Here is a 22763-nt window from a genome sequence, read left to right on the forward strand (position 1 = left end):
CACCCGCTCGTACATCTTGATTGATTAGCCACCCGAACCCAACAAGCCCAAAAAAGAGAGTCCCTCACATGATCGAACCCAGCATATACAAAGAAGTCATGGGCTCCTTTCCGTCAGGCGTCACAGTGGTTACCACCCTGGATGCGCAAGGCGGAATCGTCGGCATTACCGCCAGCGCTTTCAGCGCGTTGTCTATCGATCCGGCGCTGGTGCTGTTCTGCCCCAATTACGAATCGGACACCTACCCGGTCCTGCGCGACAGCAAGCGCTTCGCCATTCACTTGCTGGCCGCCGGGCAGAAGGCCGAAGCCTATGCGTTTGCAGGCAAAGGCAAGGACAAAGCGGCAGGTATCGAGTGGCACTTGAGCGAACTGGGCAATCCGTTGCTGAACAATGCTACTGCCATTATCGAGTGCGAGCTGTGGCGCGAGTACGACGGCGGTGATCACGCAATCATTGTCGGTGCGGTGAAGAATCTGATCCTGCCAGAGCAGCCTGTGGTGCCGATGGTCTATTACCGGGGCAAACTGGGTGCCCTGCCGGATATGGTCTGATCTGCAGCAGCCCCGCTTCATTGCGGGGCAAACGCCCCATGATAAACTTCGCTGCGTTTTGCACCGGTCATCCCGGAAGCTTGCGCAACACAGCCTGGCGTGCGCAAATACACGCAATGCGCAGCGCGGCATACTGCATGCCGTATACAACACTGATCGTGCATATTTTCAGTCAACTGTCACATCCAGAGTCAAACCCATGAAACGCCTGCCAATCGACGACTCCTTCAAGGTCAATCGCAATCCCATTACCCTGCGCGAAATCGTGCTGGATAAATTGCGCAGCGCCATCATGAATTTTCAGCTGCTACCGGGTGATCGCCTGGTGGAGCGTGATCTGTGTGAACGCCTCGGAGTGAGTCGTACTTCGGTCCGCGAAGCCCTGCGTCATCTTGAGTCCGAAGGGCTGGTGGAATTCGCCGACGCCAAGGGCCCACGCGTTGCGATCATCACCCTGGAAGACGCGTGTGATATCTACGAACTGCGCTGCGTGCTCGAAGGCATGATCGTTCAGTTGTTCACCTTGCGGGCCAAGGCCAAGAATATTCGCGCACTGGAAAAAGCCCTTGAGGAAAACCGCAAGGTCCTCAAGGAAGGCGAGCTGCAACAAGTGCTGGATTCAGTGCAAAGCTTTTATGACGTACTGCTTGAAGGTTCGGGCAACCACGTCGCGGCTACCCAGTTGCGGCAGTTGCAGGCGCGTATCAGTTATCTGCGCGCCACGTCGGTTTCGCAGGAAAACCGACGCAGCGCCAGTAATGAAGAGATGGAACGTATCGTCGAAGCGATCAAGAGCGGCGACCCGCTGGCAGCTCATCAGGCTTCGGTGGACCATGTGCGCAGCGCCGCAAAAGTCGCGCTGGATTACCTCAAGTCCAAACAGAATGACGGCAGCAAGGTACGCGAGTTGTTCGCCCCCGTGGCCCTGAAAGAACCGCGTATAGGCCACTGACATGCCCGCCCCGCGCTTTTGCCCGCACTGTGGCAGCGCTGACCTCGTTCAGCGCGTGCCAGCGGGCGATACTCATCAGCGATTGATGTGCGGCGGCTGCAACTACATTCACTACCTCAATCCGAAGATTATCGCCGGCTGCATCATTGAACAGGACGGCAAATACCTGTTGTGCCAACGCGCGATTCCGCCCCGGCCTGGAACCTGGACCCTGCCCGCAGGCTTCATGGAAAGCGGCGAAACCACCGAGCAAGCGGCTTTGCGCGAAGTCTGGGAAGAAAGCGGCGTCAGGGCTGAAATCCTCTCGCCCTACTCCATCTTCAGCGTCCCGGCGATCAGCGAGGTATACATCGTATTCCGCGCCCTGGCGCTGGAAATTACCGGCCAGTTCGGCCCGGAAACCCTCGACTACAAATTCTTCGCCCCCGAAGACATTCCCTGGGACAGCATCTACTACCCGGCGATACGGCAAATACTCGAACGCTACATCGAAGAACGCCGGACCGGTTCGTACGGGATCTATGTCGGTAACGATGACACCGGCAAGGTGCATTTCATTCGCTGAATCTTGCGATGGCGTCAGGACAGGCGACATCTTCATCGGCTGACAGACCGAATCGCGAGCAAGCTCACTCCTACAGATCCCGTTTTTGCTGCGAGCCAGCGCGGGGTCATGGACACCGGTGCCGCTCTCGTCAAAAAAATATAAATCACTGAATGAATGGGTTGTATGTTGGAGCGAGGCTTGCCCGCGAACCAGCCGACTCGGCAGATCAGGCACTCCGCGTTATCGTTATAAATTCGCGGGCAAGCCTCGCTCCAACGGATCCCGCGAAGACGCCATTACATCCGCAGGCCGTGCATTTCCCGAATAAATCAGGCCCCTCAGGGCTTTATATACCGCGCGCTTCTAAACCTTAAATCCCTTCCACGATCACAATCTCCGCCCTCGCAGCACCCGCGCGGTAGCTCATCGCGTCCTGATATTCAGGGCTGTTGTAGCAAGCGATGGCTTGATCGTAGGAATCGAATTCGATGATCACGGTGCGTTGCGGTGTGGCTTTGCCTTCTACCGCCTCAGAGCGACCGCCCCGTGCGAGAAACCTCCCGCCGTACAGCTTGAATGCCTCAGGGCCGCGTTGCGTGTACTGGGTGTATTGCTGTGGATCATTCACATCGACTTGCGCAATCCAGTAAGCCTTCATCCGAACCCTCCTGAAAAATATCTGTTCTTTACCCGGACAAACTGTCTTATGGTATACCAAAAGTCAATCAACTCATGACAACAGGAGTCAGGTATGCCGTTCAACAGCATCGAAGAAATCATCGAGGATTATCGCCAAGGCAAGATGGTCCTGCTGGTCGATGACGAAGACCGCGAGAACGAAGGTGACCTGTTGTTGGCGGCCGACTGCTGCGACGCTCAGGCCATCAGCTTCATGGCCCGCGAGGCACGGGGCCTGATCTGCCTGACGCTGACCGATGAGCACTGCCAGCGCCTGGGTCTGGAGCAGATGGTTCCCAGCAATGGCAGCGTATTCGCCACCGCGTTCACGGTTTCCATCGAGGCGGCCGAGGGCGTCAGCACCGGTATTTCTGCGGCCGACCGGGCGCGCACTGTCGCGGCAGCCGTCGCCCGCGAGGCACGACCGGAAGACCTGGTGCAGCCGGGGCATATTTTCCCGTTGCGCGCCCGGGAAGGCGGCGTCCTGACCCGCGCCGGGCACACTGAAGCCGGTTGCGACCTCGCACGTCTGGCGGGCTTCACCCCCGCTTCGGTCATCGTCGAAGTGATGAATGACGACGGCACCATGGCCCGCCGCCCGGACCTGGAAACCTTCGCCGCAAAACACGGCATCAAGATCGGCACCATCGCCGACCTGATTCACTACCGCTTGAGCACCGAGCACACCGTCGCCCGCATCGGTGAGCGCGAGCTTTCCACAGTGCATGGCACGTTCCGCCTGATCAGCTATGAGGACCGCATCGAAGGCGGCGTGCACATGGCAATGATCATGGGCGACATCAAGCGCGACGAACCAACGCTGGTGCGCGTGCATGTCATCGACCCATTACGGGATCTGGTCGGCGCGCATTACAACGGCCCCAGTAACTGGACCCTCTGGGCAGCCCTGCAGAAGGTCGCCGAGGCTGGCAGCGGGGTTGTCGTGGTGCTGGCCAATCACGAGTCATCCCAAGCGCTGCTCGAACGTATTCCACAACTGACCCAGCCACCGCGTCAGTTCAGCCGTTCGCAGTCGCGCATCTATTCGGAAGTCGGTACCGGGGCACAGATCCTGCAGGATATCGGCGTCGGCAAACTGCGCCACATGGGCGCCCCGCTCAAGTACGCAGGGCTGACTGGATACGACCTGGAGGTCGTCGAAAACATCCCGTTTTCGGGCTGACAAACACATTTAAAACACCTTTTTTCGATGTTTATTCACGGATAAAAACGCTTTTCAGATTGCGTACCCGAAGCGTAAACCTGTTTTAAAAATAAACGTTTAGCCCCCGTAATTATTGGGCTTAAAGCCCATCAAACTCAAATTGACGCTTCGTCGGAGAAGCGAAGCTCTTGCAGAAAGTTTGGAATACCATAATATGATATTCCGTAGGCCGATCAATCGTCAGGTGCGCCCGGAAAGGGACAGCACAAATAACAGCATCTGACTCGGTCGCACTGTTTCAAAAGGCCCCAATGGACCTACTGCTCCCGATAAGCGGGCAAGCAACAGCCCGCTCAAAAACACAACAAATGAGGGCGTACACATGGTGTTGAGTAAACGTGCAATTGCAGTGCTGACTGCAGGCGTCCTGTCCCTGTCGGGTGCTGCGGCATTGGCGGCAGAGAGCGTCAACTTTGTCAGTTGGGGCGGTTCGACTCAGGATGCTCAGAAGCAGGCCTGGGCCACCCCCTTCAGCAAGTCCAGCGGCATCACCGTTGTTCAGGACGGGCCGACCGACTACGGCAAACTCAAGGCAATGGTTGAAAGCGGCAACGTCCAGTGGGACGTGGTCGACGTCGAAGCCGATTTCGCCTTGCGCGCAGCCAGCGAAGGCTTGCTGGAACCGCTGGATTTCAACGTCATCAAAAAAGACCGGATTGATCCGCGCTTCGTCTCCGAGCACGGTGCCGGTTCGTTCTTCTTCTCCTTCGTGCTGGGTTACAACGAGAGCAAAACCGGTACCGGTGCCAAAGCGCCGCAGGACTGGGCCGCACTGTTCGATACCAAGACCTATCCCGGCAAGCGCGCCCTGTACAAATGGCCAAGCCCGGGTGTTCTGGAGCTGGCGCTGCTGGCCGATGGCGTCGCTGCTGACAAGCTCTACCCGCTGGACCTGGACCGCGCCTTCAAAAAGCTCGACAGCATCAAAAAAGACATTGTCTGGTGGGGCGGCGGTGCGCAGTCTCAACAACTGTTGGCATCGGGTGAAGTGTCCATGGGGCAATTCTGGAACGGCCGGGTGTTCGCCGTACAACAGGACGGTGCTCCAGTGGGCGTGAGCTGGAAACAGAACCTGGTCATGGCTGATTTCCTGGTAGTGCCCAAAGGCGCGAAAAACAAGGACGCCGCGATGAAGTTCATCGCCAACGCCACCGACGCCAAAGGCCAGGCCGACTTCGCCAACCTCAGCGCCTACGCACCGGTCAACCTGGACAGCGTGCAACGTCTGGATTCGACCCTGGCACCTAACATGCCGACCGCGCATGCCAAGGACCAAATCACTCTCGACTTCGCATACTGGGCCAAGAACGGTCCGGACATCGCGACACGGTGGAACGAATGGCTGGTCAAGTAAAAATGACAGCGGTTGTCCCCCGTCAATCCAGCCCGGCCGGTGGTGCTTCCAGCACCGCCGGTGCGGCATCGGCCCAGGCGGTGACGATGAATCGCTCGACACCCTTCTCACAGCGCTGGCGCGGCAGCCGCAATCTGCTTCCTGCGCTGATCTTTCTCGGTCTGTTTTTCTTCGCACCGCTGATCGGCCTGCTGTTGCGCGGAGTCCTGGAACCTACACCCGGGCTGGGCAATTACGAGCAACTGTTCGCCAACTCGGCGTATTCACGGGTCTTGTTCAACACCTTCTCGGTGGCCGGTCTGGTGACACTGTTCAGCCTGCTGCTGGGCTTTCCGCTGGCATGGGCAATCACCCTGGTGCCACGCGGCTGGGGCCGCTGGATGTTGAACATTGTCCTGCTGTCGATGTGGACCAGCCTGCTCGCCCGGACCTACTCCTGGCTGGTGCTGCTACAGGCTTCCGGGGTCATCAACAAAGCGCTGATGGGCATGGGACTGATCGATGAGCCACTGGAAATGGTCCACAACCTGACCGGCGTGGTGATCGGCATGACCTACATCATGATCCCGTTCATCGTTCTTCCTCTGCAGGCAACCATGCAAGCCATCGACCCGATGGTGCTGCAGGCGGGTTCGATCTGCGGTGCCAGTCCGTGGAGCAATTTCTTTCGGGTATTCCTGCCGCTGTGCCGACCGGGGCTGTTCTCCGGTGGCCTGATGGTATTTGTCATGTCGCTGGGGTACTACGTCACGCCTGCCCTGCTGGGTGGCGCGCAGAACATGATGCTGCCCGAGTTCATCGTGCAGCAGGTGCAATCGTTCCTTAACTGGGGTCTGGCCAGTGCCGCTGCGGCGTTGCTGATCGTGATCACACTGGTGCTGTTTTACTTCTACCTGAAGCTCCAGCCGGAATCCCCGGTCGGTGCCAGTGACGCGAGGTAATCCTTCATGCTCCTGACTCCCAATGCCATGAGCCCGCGGCTGCGCTACGGGCTGTACCTGACCACGGGCCTGATCGCGCTGTTTCTGTTGCTGCCGATCGTGTTCATCGTCCTGCTGTCGTTCGGCTCATCACAATGGCTGGTGTTCCCGCCGCCTGGCTGGACGTTCAAGTGGTACGGTCAATTCTTTTCCAACCCTGAGTGGCTGGACGCAGCAATGACCAGCCTCAAGGTCGCATTGCTGACTACGTTCTTTGCCGTCGCGCTGGGCCTGCCGACCGCGTTTGCTCTGGTGCGCGGGCGCTTCCCCGGTCGGGACATGCTCTACGGCGTATTCACCCTGCCCATGATCGTGCCGCTGGTGATCATCGCCGTGGCGGTCTACGCGCTGTTTCTGAAGCTGGGCTACACCGGCACGCTGTTTTCTTTCGTGGTCAGTCACGTCATCGTCGCCCTGCCCTTCACCATCATTTCCATCATCAACTCGCTGAAACTGTTCGATCAGTCCATCGAAGATGCGGCAGTGATCTGCGGCGCATCGCGGTTACAGGCAGTGTTCAAGGTGACCTTCCCGGCGATCCGTCCGGGCATGATCGCCGGTGCCCTGTTCGCGTTTCTGGTTTCGTGGGACGAAGTCGTCCTGAGCGTGATGATGGCCAGCCCGACACTGCAAACCCTACCCGTCAAAATGTGGACCACCCTGCGCCAGGACCTGACCCCGGTGATCGCCGTCGCCTCGACGCTGCTGATTGGCCTGTCAGTCATGATCATGGTGATCGCAGCGACCCTGCGCCGACGCAACGAAGCGAGGAGTACCTCATGAGTGCCGTGATAAAAGAAGCCGGGCAACAGCCAAAGACCACGCTGGTGAGCCTGTGTAATCTGAACAAGCACTACGGCAACTTCGCCGCCGTGGACGACATTTCCCTGGATATACAGGACGGCGAATTCCTAACCTTCCTTGGCTCCAGCGGCTCTGGCAAAAGCACCACGCTGTCGATGCTTGCGGGGTTCGAGACGCCCAGTTCCGGCGAGATTCTGGTCAACGGTCAATCGCTGGTCAATGTGCCGCCGCACAAGCGCGATATCGGCATGGTCTTCCAGCGCTACTCGCTGTTCCCGCATCTGTCGGTGCGCGACAACATTGCCTTCCCTCTGGCGATTCGCAAGTTGCCCGCAGCCGAACGCGAGAAGCGTGTCGATGCCATGCTCAAGCTGGTGCAGCTGGAGGAGTTTGCCCACCGCCGCCCCTCGCAACTGTCTGGCGGTCAGCAGCAACGCGTCGCCATCGCCCGCGCCCTGGTCTATGAACCCCGCATCCTGCTGATGGATGAACCCCTCGGCGCGCTGGACAAAAAACTTCGGGAAGACTTGCAGGACGAGCTGCGCCAGCTGCATCGCCGTCTGGGAATCACCATCGTCTACGTGACCCACGATCAGGAAGAAGCCATGCGCCTTTCCCAGCGCATCGCGATTTTCAGCCACGGCAAAATCGTCGGCCTGGGCACCGGTTACGACCTCTACCAGAATCCGCCCAATGCCTTCGTGGCGTCCTTTCTCGGTAACTCGAACTTCCTCAAGCTCAAGGCCCAGGGCAACGCAGTCGCCACCTTCGAAGGCCAGAGCCTGTCGATCCGACTGACGCCCGGCTTGCAGGCAGGTCAGGAAGCGTTGCTGATGATTCGCCCGGAAAAAGCCCAGGCATTGAGCATCGAACAGGCCAGCCAGGAACCGCTGCCAAGCGGCTGGAACGAGGTCACGGCAAAGGTCGGTGAGGTGTTGTTCCTGGGTGAAAGCCAGACCTGCTCGGTCATGACCGCCGATGGCACCGCGATGACCGTCAAGGCGCTGTCCGCCACCGGCATGCCGATGCAACCCGGCGACACCGTCCGGGTGCGCTGGGCCACAGGCGATGCGTGCGTTTACACCGAGTGGACTGAAAGCGACCTCAACAAAGCGGCTGGCGCTCACTAGCCAGTCGTTGCGCAACGTGCCGATGTCTGGCTGGCAGCGCCATCACTATCGAACTCGCCAGGTCGCAAACATGGGCCTGGAGCTGAACAATCCGAGGAACGCGTCATGAAGTTTTCATTATTCGTACACATGGAACGCTGGGATGAACAGGTCAGCCACCGTCAGTTATTCGAGGACCTGACCGAGCTGACGCTGATGGCCGAAGCTGGCGGTTTCAGCACCGTCTGGATTGGCGAACACCACGCCATGGAATACACCATCTCCCCAAGCCCGATGCCATTGCTGGCCTACCTGGCTGGCAAAACCACGACGATTCACCTGGGAGCAGGCACCATCATTGCGCCGTTCTGGCACCCTCTACGAGTGGCCGGTGAATGTGCGCTGCTCGACGTGATCAGCAATGGGCGCATGGAAGTCGGCCTCGCGCGCGGCGCCTATCAGGTGGAATTTGATCGCATGGCAGGTGGCATGCCTGCTTCGTCAGGCGGCCTGGCGCTGCGTGAGATGGTCCCTGTGGTGCGCGCCCTTTGGCAAGGCGACTACGCCCATGACGGTGAAATCTGGAAATTCCCCACCTCGACCAGCGTCCCGAAACCGATCAAGACACCGCCGATGTGGATCGCCGCCCGCGACCCTGATTCCCACAACTTCGCGGTGGCCAACGGCTGCAACGTGATGGTCACGCCACTCATGAAAGGCGATGAGGAGGTCGTGGATCTCAAGAACAAGTTCGAAGCCGCACTGGCGAACAATCCGGACGTGCCACGCCCACAACTGATGGTGCTGCGTCACACCCACGTCCATGCGGTGGATGACCCGGAAGGCTGGAAAGTCGGCGCTACGGCCATCTCGAAGTTCTACCGTACTTTTGACGCCTGGTTCGGCAACAAACAGACCCCGGTCAACGGCTTCCTCGCGCCAAGCCCGGAGGAAAAGTTCAAGGAACGTCCGGAGTTTGAACTGGACAACATCCGCAAGAACACCATGATCGGCACCCCTGAAGAAATCGTTACCCGCATCAAGCACTATCAGGAACTGGGCGTCGACGAATTCAGCTTCTGGTGCGACAACAGCCTGCCCCATGCCGAGAAGAAAAAGTCGCTGGAGTTGTTTATCAAGCAGGTGGTTCCGGCGTTCAAGTGAGTGTGTTGCTCCCCTTCCGGCAAACGGGTCTGGAGGGGGATTCTGTAGCGGCCGGGTATGTGGTGCTTGGTCTGGGCGGCATTCCGACATAAGAACACCGCAGTTTTACTGCAGACCGCGTCGCTCTTTCGCGGCATAGGTATCTACACAACTTTCATGCAGCAACCTTGTGTACATATCCATTATCTTAGTCACGGCTGATATTGGTTGCGCCCTTACGGCGCCTCACTTTTGAGGCGCAAAAGTAAGCAAAACGCTCTTACCCCACCACTTGGTACCTCGCTGTCGCTCGGCATACCCGTAATCCGACATTGCTGCGCGGGGCCGCTGCCACCGGCCATCCATGGCCTGAGGCAGCTAAACCGGCATCCCTGCCGGTTTACCCCACGCAGCAATATCGAATTCCGGCCGTCGTGGTTTGACGGGGCGCCTAAGATCAAAGTCAAAAGCGCGGCGGCCTGATAGCCGACCTGATTGTGTGGGTTTGCTGGATATCTGTAGGAGCTGCCGAAGGCTGCGAAGCGGTGTGTCAGATGATGCCTGTTTTGGCTGTGCTGACGTCTCGCGAACAAGTTCGCTCCTACCGGTTCAGTGCATATTGCACAACGCTAGCGTTCTCGGATTGCGCTCCTATCAAACAATATTCAAACATCTGATTTGGAAGTTTTTACCTGTAGGAGCGCGCTTGCCCGCGATTTGGTCTGTCAGTCGATAAATATATCGGCTGTACTGACGCTATCGCGGGCAAGCGCGCTCCTACAGATTATCGTTCGCCACGCGACAACGCGGTGCCCAAGGACACTGCGCCGTCTACCGCATACCTCTCAATACCCCGTAACCGCCCCTGGAATCCACGAAGTCCCTGCCAGCGGCACCCGCGCCATCGCCGCTGATTCAACCGTCAATGCCACCAGATCCTCAGGATCAAGGTTGTGAAGGTGCGATTTGCCGCAGGCCCGGGCCATGGTCTGTGCTTCCAGGACCAGCACCCGCAAGTAGTTGGCCAGACGACGGCCACCTTCCACAGGGTCCAGACGCTTGGACAACTCAGGATCCTGCGTGGTGATACCCGCAGGGTCGCGACCGTTCTGCCAATCGTCATAGAAGCCCGCCGCCGAACCGATTTTTTTCAGCTCCTCGTCCAGACGTGGATGGTTATCGCCCAGCGCGATCAACGCCGCAGTACCGATTGCAACCGCATCAGCACCCAGCGCCATGGCTTTGGCCACGTCAGCACCGTTACGAATGCCGCCGGAAACGATCAACTGAACCTTGCGGTGCATGCCCATCTCTTGCAGCGCCTGAACAGCTTGCGGGATGGAGCAAAGGATCGGCAGGCCGACGTGCTCAATGAACACCTCCTGCGTTGCCGCCGTACCGCCTTGCATGCCGTCGAGTACGATCACGTCGGCACCGGCTTTAACCGCGAGCTTGACGTCGTAATACGGGCGACTTGCGCCGATCTTCACGTAGATCGGTTTTTCCCAATCGGTGATTTCGCGAATCTCGGCAATCTTGATCGCCAGGTCATCCGGGCCGGTCCAGTCCGGGTGGCGACAGGCCGAACGCTGGTCGACGCCAATCGGCAAGGTGCGCATGCCGGCCACGCGCTCGGTGACTTTCATGCCCAGCAGCATGCCGCCACCGCCCGGTTTAGCGCCCTGCCCCAGTACGATTTCGATGGCATCCGCTTTGCGCAGGTCATCAGGGTTCATGCCGTAACGCGATGGCAGGTACTGATAAACCAGATGCTGGGACTGACCGCGCTCTTCCGGGGTCATACCGCCGTCGCCCGTGGTGGTACTGGTCCCGGCGATGGACGCGCCGCGACCCAGAGCCTCTTTGGCGTTGGCCGACAATGCGCCGAAGCTCATGCCAGCGATGGTCACCGGGATTTTCAGGTGGAGCGGTTTCTTGGCGAAACGGTTGCCGAGGATCACGTCGGTGCCGCACTTCTCGCGATAGCCTTCCAGCGGATAGCGGGACACGCTGGCACCCAGCAACAGCAAATCATCAAAGTGCGGAAGCTTGCGCTTGGTGCCGCCGCCGCGAATGTCATAGATGCCGGTTTCGGCGGCGCGCTGGATTTCCTGAATGGTCAGCCGGTCGAAGGTCGCTGATTCGCGCAGTACGGGAGTCGCTGCTTTCGGGTTAATAGAGTCGCTCATGGTGTGGCTCCTGAATCAGTACGCAGACGCGTTATCGACTTTGAAGTTGTACAACTGACGGGCCGAGCCATAGCGCTTGAAATCAGCGGCCTTGTGCTCGAAACCGGCGCGATTGAGCAACCCTTGCAGTTCTTCCAGATGCTCGGCGCGCATCTCTTTCTCGATGCAGTCCGAGCCCAGGGATTCCACAGTGCCTTTGACGTAGATGTGGGTTTCATACAGCGAGTCGCCCAGCGCATCGCCCGCGTCACCGCACACCACCAGTCGCCCGGCCTGGCCCATGAAGCAGCTCATGTGGCCGATGCTGCCACCGACCACGATGTCGATGCCTTTCATGGAAATGCCGCAGCGCGCTCCGGCATCACCTTCAATGACCAGCAAGCCGCCGTGAGCCGTAGCGCCCGCAGCCTGGGACGCGCTGCCTTTGACCCGCACGTAACCGGACATCATGTTCTCGGCACAACCCACGCCGACATTGCCGTGCACGGTGATCGAGGCCTTCTGGTTCATGCCCGCGCAGTAGTAACCGGCGTGCCCCTGAATATCGATGGACACCGCTTCGTTGACGCCGACCGCCAGGTTGTGTGCACCGTTGGCGTGAGTCACCACCCACTCGCGGTCCTGCACGTTATTGACTTGATCGTGCAGCGCCTGATTCAGCTCGCGGACGGTGGAGGTGGAAAGATCGATGGTTTTCATGTGTGCGCTCCTTAAGCCGACTCGCGTTCCCAGATGTACATGGTGGCCGGGACGGGTTCCCAGACCTTGGCGTTTTCGATACCAGGCAGGCTCGACAGCGCCTGATACTCCGAGGCCATGGCCACGTAATCATCGGTTTCCGCGAGGATGGCTGGCTTGCAGGCAATCGGATCACGGATCACCGCGAAGCCGTTGCGGGTGCCGATGGCGAAAGTGAAAAAGCCGTCCAGTGCTTCCAGCGAACTGTCCAGGGCGGTCTTCAGCGAATCGCCCTGTTGCAGACGCCAGGCGAGGTAACCGGCGGCCACTTCAGTGTCGTTTTCGGTGTCGAAATTGATGCCTTCGCGGCGCAGTTCCTGACGCAGGCGGAAGTGGTTGGACAGCGAGCCGTTGTGCACCAGGCACAGGTCCGCGCCTGTCGAAAACGGATGGCTGCCTTCCATGGTCACCGCACTTTCCGTGGCCATGCGGGTGTGGCCAATGATGTGGCTGCCCTTCATGTTAGCCAGACCGAAGCGTTCGGAAATCTCCTTTGGCAGGCCCATACCCTTGAGAATCTCGATGCTCTTGCCGGCACTCATGATCCGCACGCTGGGTGCCAGTTCAGCCACGGCGGCACGCACCACCGCTTCTTCGGCCTTGACCTTGAGCACGATGGCGCTGGCGTTCTGAAACCAGTCCAGCGACGTCGCCAGACGACCTTCCAGCGCGGCAACCAGTGCCTGAAAGTCGTAGTCCTCAGTGGTCGACTGCAAGGTCAGTTTGATCCAGCCGTCCCCCACTTCATCGCCATAAATCGCAAACCCTGCGCTGTCCGGGCCGCGATCCGTCATGGCTTCGAGCATCGGTTCAAACAACTTGCCGAGCTGGGACTCCAGCGCCGGATTTTTCAAATACAAGCCAACGATTCCGCACATATCCTCACCTTGTTCGGGAGCGGTAAGCTGCAAGCTTTAAGCTGCAAGCTGACCGGGTAGATAAATAGTTTTGTGTCGTTGCCGCAGACTGCTTTTCCTTGCCGCTTGCAGCTTGAAACTCGCAGCTGCCGCCCAGCTAAATCAGAAAAACTCGGTGTAGCGCTTGATCTCCCAATCACTCACATGGCGGCTGTACTCCACCCACTCCATGCGCTTGAGCTTGATGAATTCGCCAACGATTTCCTGGCCCATCACTTCAGCGAACAACGGGTCCGCTTCCAGGGCATCGCAGGCTTCCTTGAGGGACTGCGGCAGCGTCTTGATGCCGCGCGCGGCGATTTCTTCAAGGCTCAGGCTGTACAGGTTTTCGTTGCAGATCTGCTCGGGTTCCAGCTGGCGGTCGATACCGTCCAGGCCCGCAGCGATGATCGCGGCGCTGACCAGATAGGGGTTGCACCCGGCGTCCGGCAGACGGAACTCGAGGCGGCCGTAAGGCACGCGGACCATGGCCGAGCGGTTGTTGGCACCAAAGGCGATAAAGGCTGGCGCCCAGGTCGCGCCTGATAGCGAATTACCCACAACAAGCCGCTTGTAGGAGTTGACGGTCGGTGCGGCGAAGGCACACAGCGCGGGGCCATGGGCAAGCAGACCCGCCGCGAAGTGGTAGGCCATTTTCGACAGGCCCATGCCATGTTTATCGCTGGCATCGAAGAACAGATTTTTGCTTTCGGCGCTGCTGATCGACAGGTGAAAGTGCATGCCGTTACCGGCGCGCTTCGGGTCCGGTTTTGGCATAAAGGAGCAGATCATGCCCATGTCATTGGCGATCTCACCGGCCGCCATGCGGAAGAACGTGAAGCGGTCCGCCGACTCCATGGCATCGCTGTAGGTGTAGTTGATCTCGAACTGGCCGTTGGCGTCCTCGTGGTCGATCTGATAGATCTCGAAGCCCACCGGCTGCAAGGCTTCGGTCAGACGCTCAAGGAAAGCCCTAGAACGGGACAGGCCTTTGTAGTCGTAGCAGGGTTTGTCGAGGTTATCGCTGGTGTCGACCAGTTGCAGCTTGCCGCTTTCATCGCGACGCATAAGGTTGAATTCAGGCTCAAGGCCGGTATTGAGCGTCCAGCCCTTGTCTTTCAAACGCTGCACTTGTTGCTGCAACACATAGCGGCTGTCGTAAGGATGTGGCTGGCCGTCAACATGCCCGATGCACACCACCCGGCCATAACCGGGTTGCCACGGCACAGGGATCAGTGTCGACAAATCGCCCTTGGCCATGAAGTCCGGGCCATGCGGTTCCATACCCATGCCGCAGATAGCGAAGCCTGCGAACCCGGCACCCGCCTCGGCAACGGCCTCCAGACCACAAACCGGCACCGATTTGGTTTTCGCCGCGCCATGAATATCAACGAATTGCGCCAGCACGTATTTGATCCCGTGCTCCTCGATCAAGCGCTGTGTTTCTGGTGGCAACATGAGTGATCACTCCTCGCGATAGGCAAGCGTTGTAGTAGGGATGACGGTTTCACTTTCCATCGGAACACTGAATATTCCGAAAGGGAAAGTTACTTTCCCAACAGGAATGCAAGCTACTTGCCAACTTGGTATACCAACGGGAGAAAGGAATCGAGGGGCGAAATTCTGCTGTATATATGGGAAACTCGTTTTCCCACGAGGAATAATCAGCCGCCGAAAAATTAAGAGCGGGAAAAAACGCACATTCTCAGTGCGAAATTAAATTTCACGAACGGAAAACGTGCACACCTGATGAACATGCCGAACGAACCTGAACCGAAGTTGAAGCTTGAGCAGTACCTGGGCATTCAGATCAAACGCCAGCGTCAGGCGCAGGAGCTGAAGCTGGCCGACGTTGCGCGTATCGCGGGCATCAGTCAGGGCATGCTGAGCAAGATCGAGAACGCACAGGTCTCAACCAGTCTGGATAACCTGAGCCGGCTGTGTGATGTGCTGGGCATGCCTATGTCCAAGCTGTTCGCCCAGTACGATCAGAAAGGCAGCAGCGCGCTGTTGGTCAAGGCCGATGAAGGACTTGAAGTGGTCCGGCGCGGTACAGAGAAAGGCCACACCTACCACCTGCTCAACCACACCCGAGGCCCGAAGAAGAGTTTCGAGGCTTACATGGTGAGCATGGACGACGCCAGCGAGGAGTTCCCGACCTTTTCCCACCCCGGAACCGAGTTTCTGCATCTGCTGGAGGGCGAACTGGTGTATCGCCATGGCAACCAGCTGTACCGCATGGAAGCCGGTGACAGCCTGACCTTCGACGGCGACATTCCCCATGGCCCGGAAGAACTGGTCAAAGTGCCGATCCGCTTGTTGTCGATCATGAATTATGGGGCGCAGGGGGAGTAAGGCTTCCCGCTGAAATTCCACAGCTTAACCAGGGTCCTGTTGGAGCGAGGCTTGCCCGCGAAGAAAGATAATGCGATGCGTCTGATGCACCGAGTCGCCTGGTTCGCGGGCAAGCCTCGCTCCAACAGGGAATTGCATTCCACCCCAACAGTTGCGCGCTGCCGGCTGTTTCCCCATTAAATCTGGCAACACCTAAAATTTCCCCACAGTAAAAAAAGTTTCCAGAAAATTCTGGACGCAGGATTTTCTTTCGCCTATAAAACCGCATCATGAATATTTAATTCCTGATGGGAATTTTTATTCACATAGAAAAAACCTTTTTACTGATGAATTTTCGCCCTGCGCTGAGCTGCCGCCACTTCTCCGAGGACAAGCCATGCAACACGAAAAGAACCATTTCATTCTCAAGATCAGCTGTCCGGCGACGTCCGGTATTGTGGCTGCCGTGGCTTCCTATCTGGCGGACAACAGCTGCTACATCGGTGAAATGGCGCAGTTCGACGACGAATTCAGCGGTCGGTTTTTCATGCGTGCAGTGTTCCGTTTCAACGACGGGCACCTCGGCGATATAACCCAGCTCAAAGCCAACTTCAACGAGGTGGCCAAGGCATTCGATATGCAGTGGGAACTGCATGACACCCGCCAGCCGATGCGGGTGTTGTTGATGGTGAGCAAGTTCGACCACTGCCTGACGGATCTGCTGTACCGCTATCACAAGGGCGAGATGGACATGACCATTACCGCCATAGTGTCCAACCATCTGGACTTGCGACCGATGGCCGAACGCGAAGGTATTCGCTTTATATACCTACCGGTGACCAAGGACAGCAAAGCCAGTCAGGAGGCCGAATTGTTGAAGGTGGTCGACGACACCCGCACCGATCTGGTGGTACTGGCGCGCTACATGCAAATCCTCTCAGACGACCTGTGCAAGCAACTTTCCGGCCGGGCGATCAACATTCACCACTCGTTTCTGCCCGGCTTCAAGGGTGCCAAACCCTATCACCAGGCCTATGAACGCGGTGTGAAACTGATCGGGGCTACGGCGCATTACGTCACCAGTGATCTGGACGAAGGGCCGATCATCGAGCAGGAAGTACAGCGCGTCGACCACGCCTACCTGCCCGCTGATCTGGTCGCGATGGGCCGCGATACCGAAACCGTAGCGCTGTCCAAGGCCGTCAAATATCACCTGGAGCACCGGGTATTCCTCAATCAGGACAGAACGGTGGTGTTCCGATGAGCGCGAGCAAAATCATTGACGGCAAAGCCAGCGCGGCGCGGGTCCTTGCCCAGGTCAAACTGGACGTCAGCGCCTTGAAAAAAGACGCCATCGAGCCGGCACTGGCGGTGATTCTGGTGGGCTGTGACCCGGCGAGTCAGGTCTATGTGCGCAACAAGATCCTGCGCGCTGAAGAGGCTGGAATCCGCTCGCTGGAATACCGCCTGGACGCCGACATTACTCAAATTCAATTGCTCGACCTGATCGCGGAATTGAATGGTGATCAGGCCGTGCACGGCATCCTGCTACAGCTACCGTTGCCCGCCCACATTCAGGAGGCCCGCGCATTGCAGGCGATTGATCCGCGCAAGGATGTGGACGGCTTTCACAGTGAAAACGTCGGAGGGCTTAGTCAGGGTCGCGACGTACTGACACCCTGCACACCCAGCGGCTGCCTGCATTTACTGCGTGAAGCCTGTGGCGATCTGAGCGGCAAGCACGCGGTGGTGATCGGCCGTTCCAATATCGTTGGCAAACCCATGGCCGCCCTGCTTTTGCAGGCCCATTGCTCGGTCACCATCGTGCATTCACGCAGCATCGACGCCAAGGCGCTGTGCCGCCTGGCCGACATCGTAATCGCCGCCGTCGGCAAGCCCCGCATGATCGACGCCAACTGGCTCAAGCCTGGCGCAGTAGTGATTGACGTCGGCATCAACCGTATCGACGAAGACGGTCGCAGCCGACTCGTCGGCGATGTGGATTTCGACAGCGCCCTGCCCCAGGTTTCAGCCATCACCCCGGTACCCGGCGGTGTCGGGCCGATGACCATCGCTTTCCTGATGAAAAACACGGTCACCGCTGCACGCCAGCAGGCCCTCGCGCAACGTAGCCAATCGGAGGCCGCATGCCTTTCAACCTGCTGAAATACGGGCTGAGCTCGGAGTACCCGGTCGAGGTCGACTTGCCCGCTCCCAAAGAGCTCAAATCTTCTTACGACGTGGTAATCATTGGCGGCGGCGGACACGGGTTGGCCACGGCCTATTACTTGTCGCGCTACCACGGCATCACCAATATCGCCGTGCTGGAAAAAGGCTATCTCGGCGGCGGCAATACAGCACGCAACACAGCAGTGATTCGCTCCAACTACCTGACCAGCGAAGGCGTGAAGTTCTATGCCGAATCGGTGCGGATGTTCGAGGGGCTGTCCAACGAATTCGACTTCAACATCATGTACTCCCATCGCGGCCAGCTGACCCTCGCGCACACCGACGCCACGGTACGTTCGTTCCGGCAGCGTGCCGAAGTGAACAAGCACTTTGGCGGCCGCACCGAGATGATCGACCGCCAGCAGATCCGCGAACTGGTGCCGAGCCTGAACCTTGATCCAGGCCATATTCCGGTGCTGGCCGGTCTCTGGCACATGGACGGCGCGACCGCACGCCACGATGCCGTCGCCTGGGGCTACGCCAAACAAGCGGCCAAGCGCGGTGTGGAAATTCACCAGCTCACTGAGGTTCAGGAACTGGTCATCGAGAACGGCACCATCACTGCGGTGAAGACCAATCGCGGCACCATCAAGTGCGGCTGTGCCGTGCAGGCGGTGGCAGGGATGAGTTCACAATTGATGAAAAAGGCCGGCATTCGCTCACCGATTCAGACTTTCCCGCTGCAAGCCATGGTGACCCAGCCGTTCAAGCCGTTCCTCGACCCGCTGGTAAGTTCTTCTGCCTTGCACTGCTATGTGCAACAGACCAGCCGTGGCGAAGTGGTCTTCGGCGGCGGCTCCGATCCGTACCCGCTGTTCAACACCCGATCGACCCTGGATCTGAAAGAAAGCCTGCTGGCCCACGCGGTGGAAATGTTCCCGTTTCTGGCCAATGCCAAGTTGATGCGGCAGTGGGCCGGGATCACGGACATGACACCCGATTACAGCCCGATCATGGGGCTTTCACCGGTGAAGAATTATTACCTGGACGCAGGTTGGGGCACCTGGGGTTTCAAGGCAACGCCCATCTGCGGCAAGACCATGGCCGAGCTGGTCGCCAGCGGTGGCAAGACCCCGGACCTGATCAAGCCGTTCGGCCTGGAGCGGTTTTCGACCTTCCAGCAAGTCAACGAAATGGGCGCCACTGCGGCCAGCCACTAAGGAGAGCGGAATATGAAGATCATGAATTGCCCGCTCAACGGGCCGCGCAACATCACCGAATTCACCTACGGCGGCGAGTTCAAGCACATGCCGGACCCAGCCACCTGCAGCGACAGCGAATGGGCCGACTACGTGTTCAACAGCGAAGACATGCTGGGCGTAGTCCGCGAATGGTGGATGCACACGCCGTCCAGCTACTGGTTTCTGGTTGAGCGCCATACCGGCAGCGATGAAATCATCCGCACCTTCGACCCCAAAGAGGTGTTCACCTCAAGGGTCGAATTTACCGCTGCCCCCGCCAAGGAGACCGCCCGATGAGCATGCCTGAAGAATTCCGGGGGACCCGACTGGCCGCGCCGATGGGCCTGCTGATCGACCGCAACAAACCCCTGAGTTTCAGTTTCGATGACCGGCTCTATCAGGGCTATCAGGGCGACAGCGTGGCCAGTGCCCTGCTCGCCAATGGTCGCTTCCTGTTGTCGCGTTCGTTCAAGTACCACCGCCCACGCGGACCGCTGACCATGGCGGGCCAGGACGCCAACACGCTGATTCAACTGCCCCATGAGCCCAACGTGCTGGCGGATACTTTCGCCCTGAAAGAAGGCTTGCAGGCCAGCGGACAGAACTTCAACGGTTCGCTGGACAACGATAAGGATGCCTACCTCGGCAAATTCTCGAAATTCATGCCGGTGGGTTTTTACTATCGTTCGTTCTACAAGCCCAAGGGCGCGTGGAAAGTCTGGGAGCCGATCATTCGTAAAAAAGCCGGGCTGGGCGTGCTCGACCTGAAGTTTCAACCCGAGTATTACGACAAAGCCTATCTGTTCACTGACCTGGCGGTGATCGGTGCCGGTCCTGCCGGGTTGCAGGCGGCACTGACGGCGGCCAACGCTGGTGCCAAAGTACTGCTGATTGAGCAACAGCCCATTCTCGGTGGTTCGCTCACCTACGCCCGTTTCGACATCGACGGCCAGCGTAGCGAACAACTGCGCCGCGAACTGGTGGAAGCTGTCGAGCACCACGCCAACATTCGCGTCCTCAAACAAGCCACCTGCAACGCCTGGTTCACCGATAACTATTTGCCGGTGATTCAAGGCAAGCGCATGTACAAAGTGCGCGCCAGCCAATGCCTGATTGCCAGCGGCTCATTCGATCAGCCGGTGATTTTTCGCAATAACGACCTGCCCGGCGTCATGCTGACCAGCGCCGCGCAACGCCTGATGAAGCTGTATGCGGTCAAACCCGGAAAACGAGCGGTGGTCCTGACCGGCAATGACGATGGCTACCTCGCCGCGCTGGATTTGCACGAACAGGGTGTCACCGTGGCGGCGCTGGTAGACATGCGCGCTCACCCGGCAGACCGGGCGCTGTTGCTGGCCCTGGAACAACGCGGCATCAGCTGTCACCAAGGCAGCACGGTGTATGAGGCGCTGCATGAAAAAGGCATGCGTCATGTCAGCGGCGTTGATCTGCGCAAGATTACCGGCCAGGGTCAGGTGGCGGGCAGCGGCCAGATCGTCGACTGCGATCTGCTGTGCATGTCCGGTGGTTACATGCCGGTTTATCAATTGCTGTGTCAGGCTGGAGGCAAACTCAGCTACGACGATCAACTGGCCGAGTTCACCCTGAGCGGCCTGCCGAACAACCTCAGCGTGGCCGGTTCGGCTCAGGGCTACCATGCGCTGGACAACGTGCTGGCTGATGCGACTCACGCGGCGGCCAACATCGTCGTCGCCCTGAGTCTTGAATTGAGCGTCAAACCCCTGCCCTTGCAGGCCGAAGCGCAGGTCAACTTCCCGTGGCCGATTTTCCCCCATCCCAAAGGCAAGGATTTCGTCGATTTCGATGAGGACCTGCAGGTGCGCGACATCATCAATGCCACCCGCATCGGCTATCGCGATGTGCAACTGGTCAAACGCTACTCAACCGTCGGCATGGGGCCGTCGCAGGGTCGCCATTCGGCGTTGCCCACGGCGCGGCTGGTGGCTTCGTCAACACAACGCAGCGTCAGCGAAACCGGCGTGACCACCGCTCGTCCACCGTTCGAAGCCGAGAAGCTGGCCCATGTAGCCGGGCGGGCGTTCGATCCATATCGCCAGACACCGATGCACAAGCGCCACGTCGAAGCAGGCGCCAAGATGATGCCCGCGGGCATCTGGCAGCGCCCGGCCTATTACGGCAAACCCCATGAGCGGGAAACCTGCATGCAGCAGGAAGCCCTGCACGTGCGCAACAAGGTCGGCATCATCGACGTATCGACGCTGGGCGGTCTGGATGTGCGCGGCCCGGATGCCGCCGAACTGCTTAACCGCATGTACACCTTTGCCTTCATCAAACAGCCGGTGGGTCGCTCACGCTACGCGCTGATGACCAATGAGCTCGGCGTGGTGATCGATGACGGAGTGTGTGCACGTTTCGCCGACAACCACTTCTACGTCACCGCCACTACCAGCGGCGTTGATCGCATCTATCAGCAGATGCTCAAGTGGAACGCCCAGTGGCGCCTGAACGTCGACATCGCCAACGTCACAGCCGCAATTTCCGCGGTCAACGTGGCCGGACCGGACTCGCGCAAGGTGCTGGAAAAGGTCTGCAACGATCTGGATTTATCCGCAGAAAGCTTTCCCTATCTGGGGGTGCGCGAAGGCACGGTCGCAGGGATCAAGGCGCGCTTGTTGAGGGTCGGTTTCGTAGGTGAGCTGGGTTATGAAATCCACGTTCCGGCACGTCATGCGCTCAAGCTTTGGGACGCGCTGATCGAAGCGGGCAAAGAACACGACATGCGCCCGTTTGGTGTGGAAACCCAGCGTTTGCTGCGCCTGGAAAAAGGTCACGTAATCATCAGTCAGGACACCGACGGCATGACCCACCCGGCCGAAATCGACATGGGTTGGGCGGTCAGCCGCACCAAGCCGTTCTTTGTCGGACGACGCTCGGTGGACATCCTCGAAGCACAACCGATGAAACGCAAACTGGTGGGCTTCACCCTGCCGAAAAACAGCCCGCAACCGCTGGAGGGCCATCTGGTCCTGAAGGGTCCGGACATCAGTGGCAACGTCACGTCCTGCGAATACTCGTCGAGCCTGGGCAAGATCATTGGTCTGGCCTACGCGGCATTCGATCAGAGCCAGCCGGGGCAACAGATTCCAATTCGCGTCGAAGGCGGCGTGGTGGTCCAGGCCACGGTCGTAAAACTGCCATTCTTCGATCCCGAAAACCAACGTCAGGAGCTTTGAGCCATGTCCAGCCTGCAAGCGGAACGTTACATCGGGCCAGGCCCGCTCCAACAATGCGCCCTGATTGACCTGACTGATGTACCCAGAGTCGGTTTTCGCGGCCAGCAAAGCGCCGAGTACCTCAGCGCTCGGGGCTTCTATCTGCCGGACGCGCCAAACCGTGCGGTGACCCAGGCCGACGGCAGTCATGTTGCCCGGCTGTCTCAGACGGAATACCTGATCCTGGGCAGCCTTGAGGATGAAGGCCAACGCATCGCCGACGAAGAAGCCCGCTGGGAGCTGGATCACAACGCCAACTACCTGCTGCCCCGGCAAGACAGCCACGCCTGGCTACAACTCAGTGGCCTACACGTCAGCGAAGTCATGGCCAAACTCTGCGGCGTGGATTTGCGCCCGCAGGCGTTCCCGGAGGGCGCAGTAGCGCAAACCTCAGCGGCGCGGATCAATGTGATCGTTATCAACCTGGGCTCGCAGGAGTTGCCCGCGTTCCAGCTCCTCTGCGACCGCGCTTCACTGGAGTACTTCAAGGGCGCCGTGCTGGATGCCATGGGCGAGTTTGACGGGGTGTTGATTCTCAAGTGATCGCTGGTGTTGATGTGGCGAAGGATGAAAAAGCCAAAATCACGGGATCACAC

The 22763-nt window shown here is 58.9% G+C and carries 21 protein-coding genes; 16 read left to right on the forward strand and 5 right to left on the reverse strand.

Annotated features, from left to right (window positions below):
* The first annotated feature begins 68 nt into the window (after positions 1–68).
* The 3 genes from K3169_RS19255 to K3169_RS19265 all read left to right on the forward strand — a co-directional run bounded on the left by K3169_RS19255 (position 69) and on the right by K3169_RS19265 (position 2071).
* Positions 69–554 (forward strand): flavin reductase family protein, encoded by a 486-nt coding sequence (locus tag K3169_RS19255; RefSeq protein ID WP_099270761.1) that lies wholly within the window; start codon positions 69–71, stop codon positions 552–554.
* Between the two features lie 199 nt (positions 555–753).
* Entirely contained in the window at positions 754–1506 is a 753-nt protein-coding gene (locus K3169_RS19260) for a GntR family transcriptional regulator (RefSeq protein WP_027898832.1), read from the forward strand.
* 1 nt (position 1507) lies between these two features.
* Complete coding sequence (locus tag K3169_RS19265; RefSeq protein WP_122395288.1) at positions 1508–2071, forward strand: NUDIX hydrolase; 564 nt, start codon at positions 1508–1510, stop codon at positions 2069–2071.
* 352 nt (positions 2072–2423) lie between these two features.
* On the opposite strand, the gene K3169_RS19270 is transcribed toward K3169_RS19265, so the two are convergent.
* Positions 2424–2711: a DUF1330 domain-containing protein gene (locus K3169_RS19270; protein ID WP_263267483.1), complete on the reverse strand. Its 288-nt coding sequence runs from the start codon at positions 2709–2711 to the stop codon at positions 2424–2426.
* Between the two features lie 93 nt (positions 2712–2804).
* Between K3169_RS19270 and ribBA the strand changes: the two genes are divergently transcribed.
* From ribBA to K3169_RS19300, 6 genes are all read left to right on the forward strand, one after another.
* Complete coding sequence (ribBA, locus tag K3169_RS19275; RefSeq protein ID WP_263267485.1) at positions 2805–3914, forward strand: bifunctional 3,4-dihydroxy-2-butanone-4-phosphate synthase/GTP cyclohydrolase II; 1110 nt, start codon at positions 2805–2807, stop codon at positions 3912–3914.
* 364 nt (positions 3915–4278) lie between these two features.
* Positions 4279–5310, forward strand: coding sequence for an ABC transporter substrate-binding protein (locus tag K3169_RS19280; RefSeq protein WP_122395287.1), 1032 nt, complete (start codon positions 4279–4281; stop codon positions 5308–5310).
* Complete coding sequence (locus tag K3169_RS19285; RefSeq protein WP_122806037.1) at positions 5295–6251, forward strand: ABC transporter permease; 957 nt, start codon at positions 5295–5297, stop codon at positions 6249–6251. Before K3169_RS19280 ends, K3169_RS19285 begins: the two co-directional genes overlap by 16 nt.
* 6 nt (positions 6252–6257) lie before the next feature.
* On the forward strand, positions 6258–7073 hold the full coding sequence (locus K3169_RS19290) for an ABC transporter permease (RefSeq protein ID WP_027898826.1): 816 nt from the start codon (positions 6258–6260) through the stop codon (positions 7071–7073).
* A complete protein-coding gene (locus K3169_RS19295; protein WP_122806038.1) occupies positions 7070–8224 on the forward strand; it encodes an ABC transporter ATP-binding protein in 1155 nt (384 codons plus the stop codon). Before K3169_RS19290 ends, K3169_RS19295 begins: the two co-directional genes overlap by 4 nt.
* Positions 8225–8329: 105 nt before the next feature.
* Positions 8330–9367 (forward strand): LLM class flavin-dependent oxidoreductase, encoded by a 1038-nt coding sequence (locus K3169_RS19300; RefSeq protein ID WP_231673808.1) that lies wholly within the window; start codon positions 8330–8332, stop codon positions 9365–9367.
* A gap of 824 nt (positions 9368–10191) precedes the next feature.
* Here K3169_RS19300 and K3169_RS19305 read toward each other — a convergent pair.
* The 4 genes from K3169_RS19305 to glnT form a co-directional block, all read right to left on the reverse strand.
* The gene (locus K3169_RS19305; RefSeq protein ID WP_027901061.1) at positions 10192–11535 is read right to left on the reverse strand and encodes an FMN-binding glutamate synthase family protein; all 1344 of its coding nucleotides are present in this window, start codon (positions 11533–11535) and stop codon (positions 10192–10194) included.
* A 15-nt stretch (positions 11536–11550) separates the two neighbouring features.
* Positions 11551–12234, reverse strand: a complete 684-nt coding sequence (locus K3169_RS19310; RefSeq protein ID WP_095097189.1) for a protein glxC — start codon at positions 12232–12234, stop codon at positions 11551–11553.
* 11 nt (positions 12235–12245) lie between these two features.
* Positions 12246–13151, reverse strand: coding sequence for a class II glutamine amidotransferase (locus tag K3169_RS19315; protein ID WP_255878745.1), 906 nt, complete (start codon positions 13149–13151; stop codon positions 12246–12248).
* Positions 13152–13292: 141 nt separating this feature from the next.
* Positions 13293–14627, reverse strand: coding sequence for a type III glutamate--ammonia ligase (gene glnT / locus K3169_RS19320; RefSeq protein WP_263267491.1), 1335 nt, complete (start codon positions 14625–14627; stop codon positions 13293–13295).
* A 291-nt stretch (positions 14628–14918) separates the two neighbouring features.
* Between glnT and K3169_RS19325 the strand changes: the two genes are divergently transcribed.
* The 7 genes from K3169_RS19325 (at position 14919) to K3169_RS19355 (ending at position 22710) form a co-directional block, all read left to right on the forward strand.
* Positions 14919–15524, forward strand: a complete 606-nt coding sequence (locus K3169_RS19325) for a helix-turn-helix domain-containing protein (RefSeq protein WP_027901065.1) — start codon at positions 14919–14921, stop codon at positions 15522–15524.
* Between the two features lie 376 nt (positions 15525–15900).
* Positions 15901–16767 carry a formyltetrahydrofolate deformylase gene (purU, locus tag K3169_RS19330; RefSeq protein WP_263267493.1) on the forward strand — a complete coding sequence of 289 codons (867 nt, stop codon included), beginning with the start codon at positions 15901–15903 and terminating at the stop codon, positions 16765–16767.
* Positions 16764–17669: a bifunctional methylenetetrahydrofolate dehydrogenase/methenyltetrahydrofolate cyclohydrolase FolD gene (folD, locus tag K3169_RS19335; protein WP_263267495.1), complete on the forward strand. Its 906-nt coding sequence runs from the start codon at positions 16764–16766 to the stop codon at positions 17667–17669. Before purU ends, folD begins: the two co-directional genes overlap by 4 nt.
* On the forward strand, positions 17651–18892 hold the full coding sequence (locus K3169_RS19340; RefSeq protein ID WP_099271045.1) for an FAD-dependent oxidoreductase: 1242 nt from the start codon (positions 17651–17653) through the stop codon (positions 18890–18892). Before folD ends, K3169_RS19340 begins: the two co-directional genes overlap by 19 nt.
* A 12-nt stretch (positions 18893–18904) precedes the next feature.
* Complete coding sequence (locus K3169_RS19345; protein ID WP_099271046.1) at positions 18905–19210, forward strand: sarcosine oxidase subunit delta; 306 nt, start codon at positions 18905–18907, stop codon at positions 19208–19210.
* 2 nt (positions 19211–19212) lie between these two features.
* Complete coding sequence (locus tag K3169_RS19350; protein WP_263272327.1) at positions 19213–22128, forward strand: 2Fe-2S iron-sulfur cluster-binding protein; 2916 nt, start codon at positions 19213–19215, stop codon at positions 22126–22128.
* Positions 22129–22131: 3 nt separating this feature from the next.
* Positions 22132–22710 (forward strand): sarcosine oxidase subunit gamma, encoded by a 579-nt coding sequence (locus K3169_RS19355; protein WP_122708833.1) that lies wholly within the window; start codon positions 22132–22134, stop codon positions 22708–22710.
* Positions 22711–22763: the final 53 nt, after the last annotated feature.

The organism is Pseudomonas phytophila (assembly GCF_025643095.1).
In the GTDB taxonomy this organism is placed as follows: Bacteria; Pseudomonadota; Gammaproteobacteria; order Pseudomonadales; family Pseudomonadaceae; genus Aquipseudomonas; species Aquipseudomonas quasicaspiana.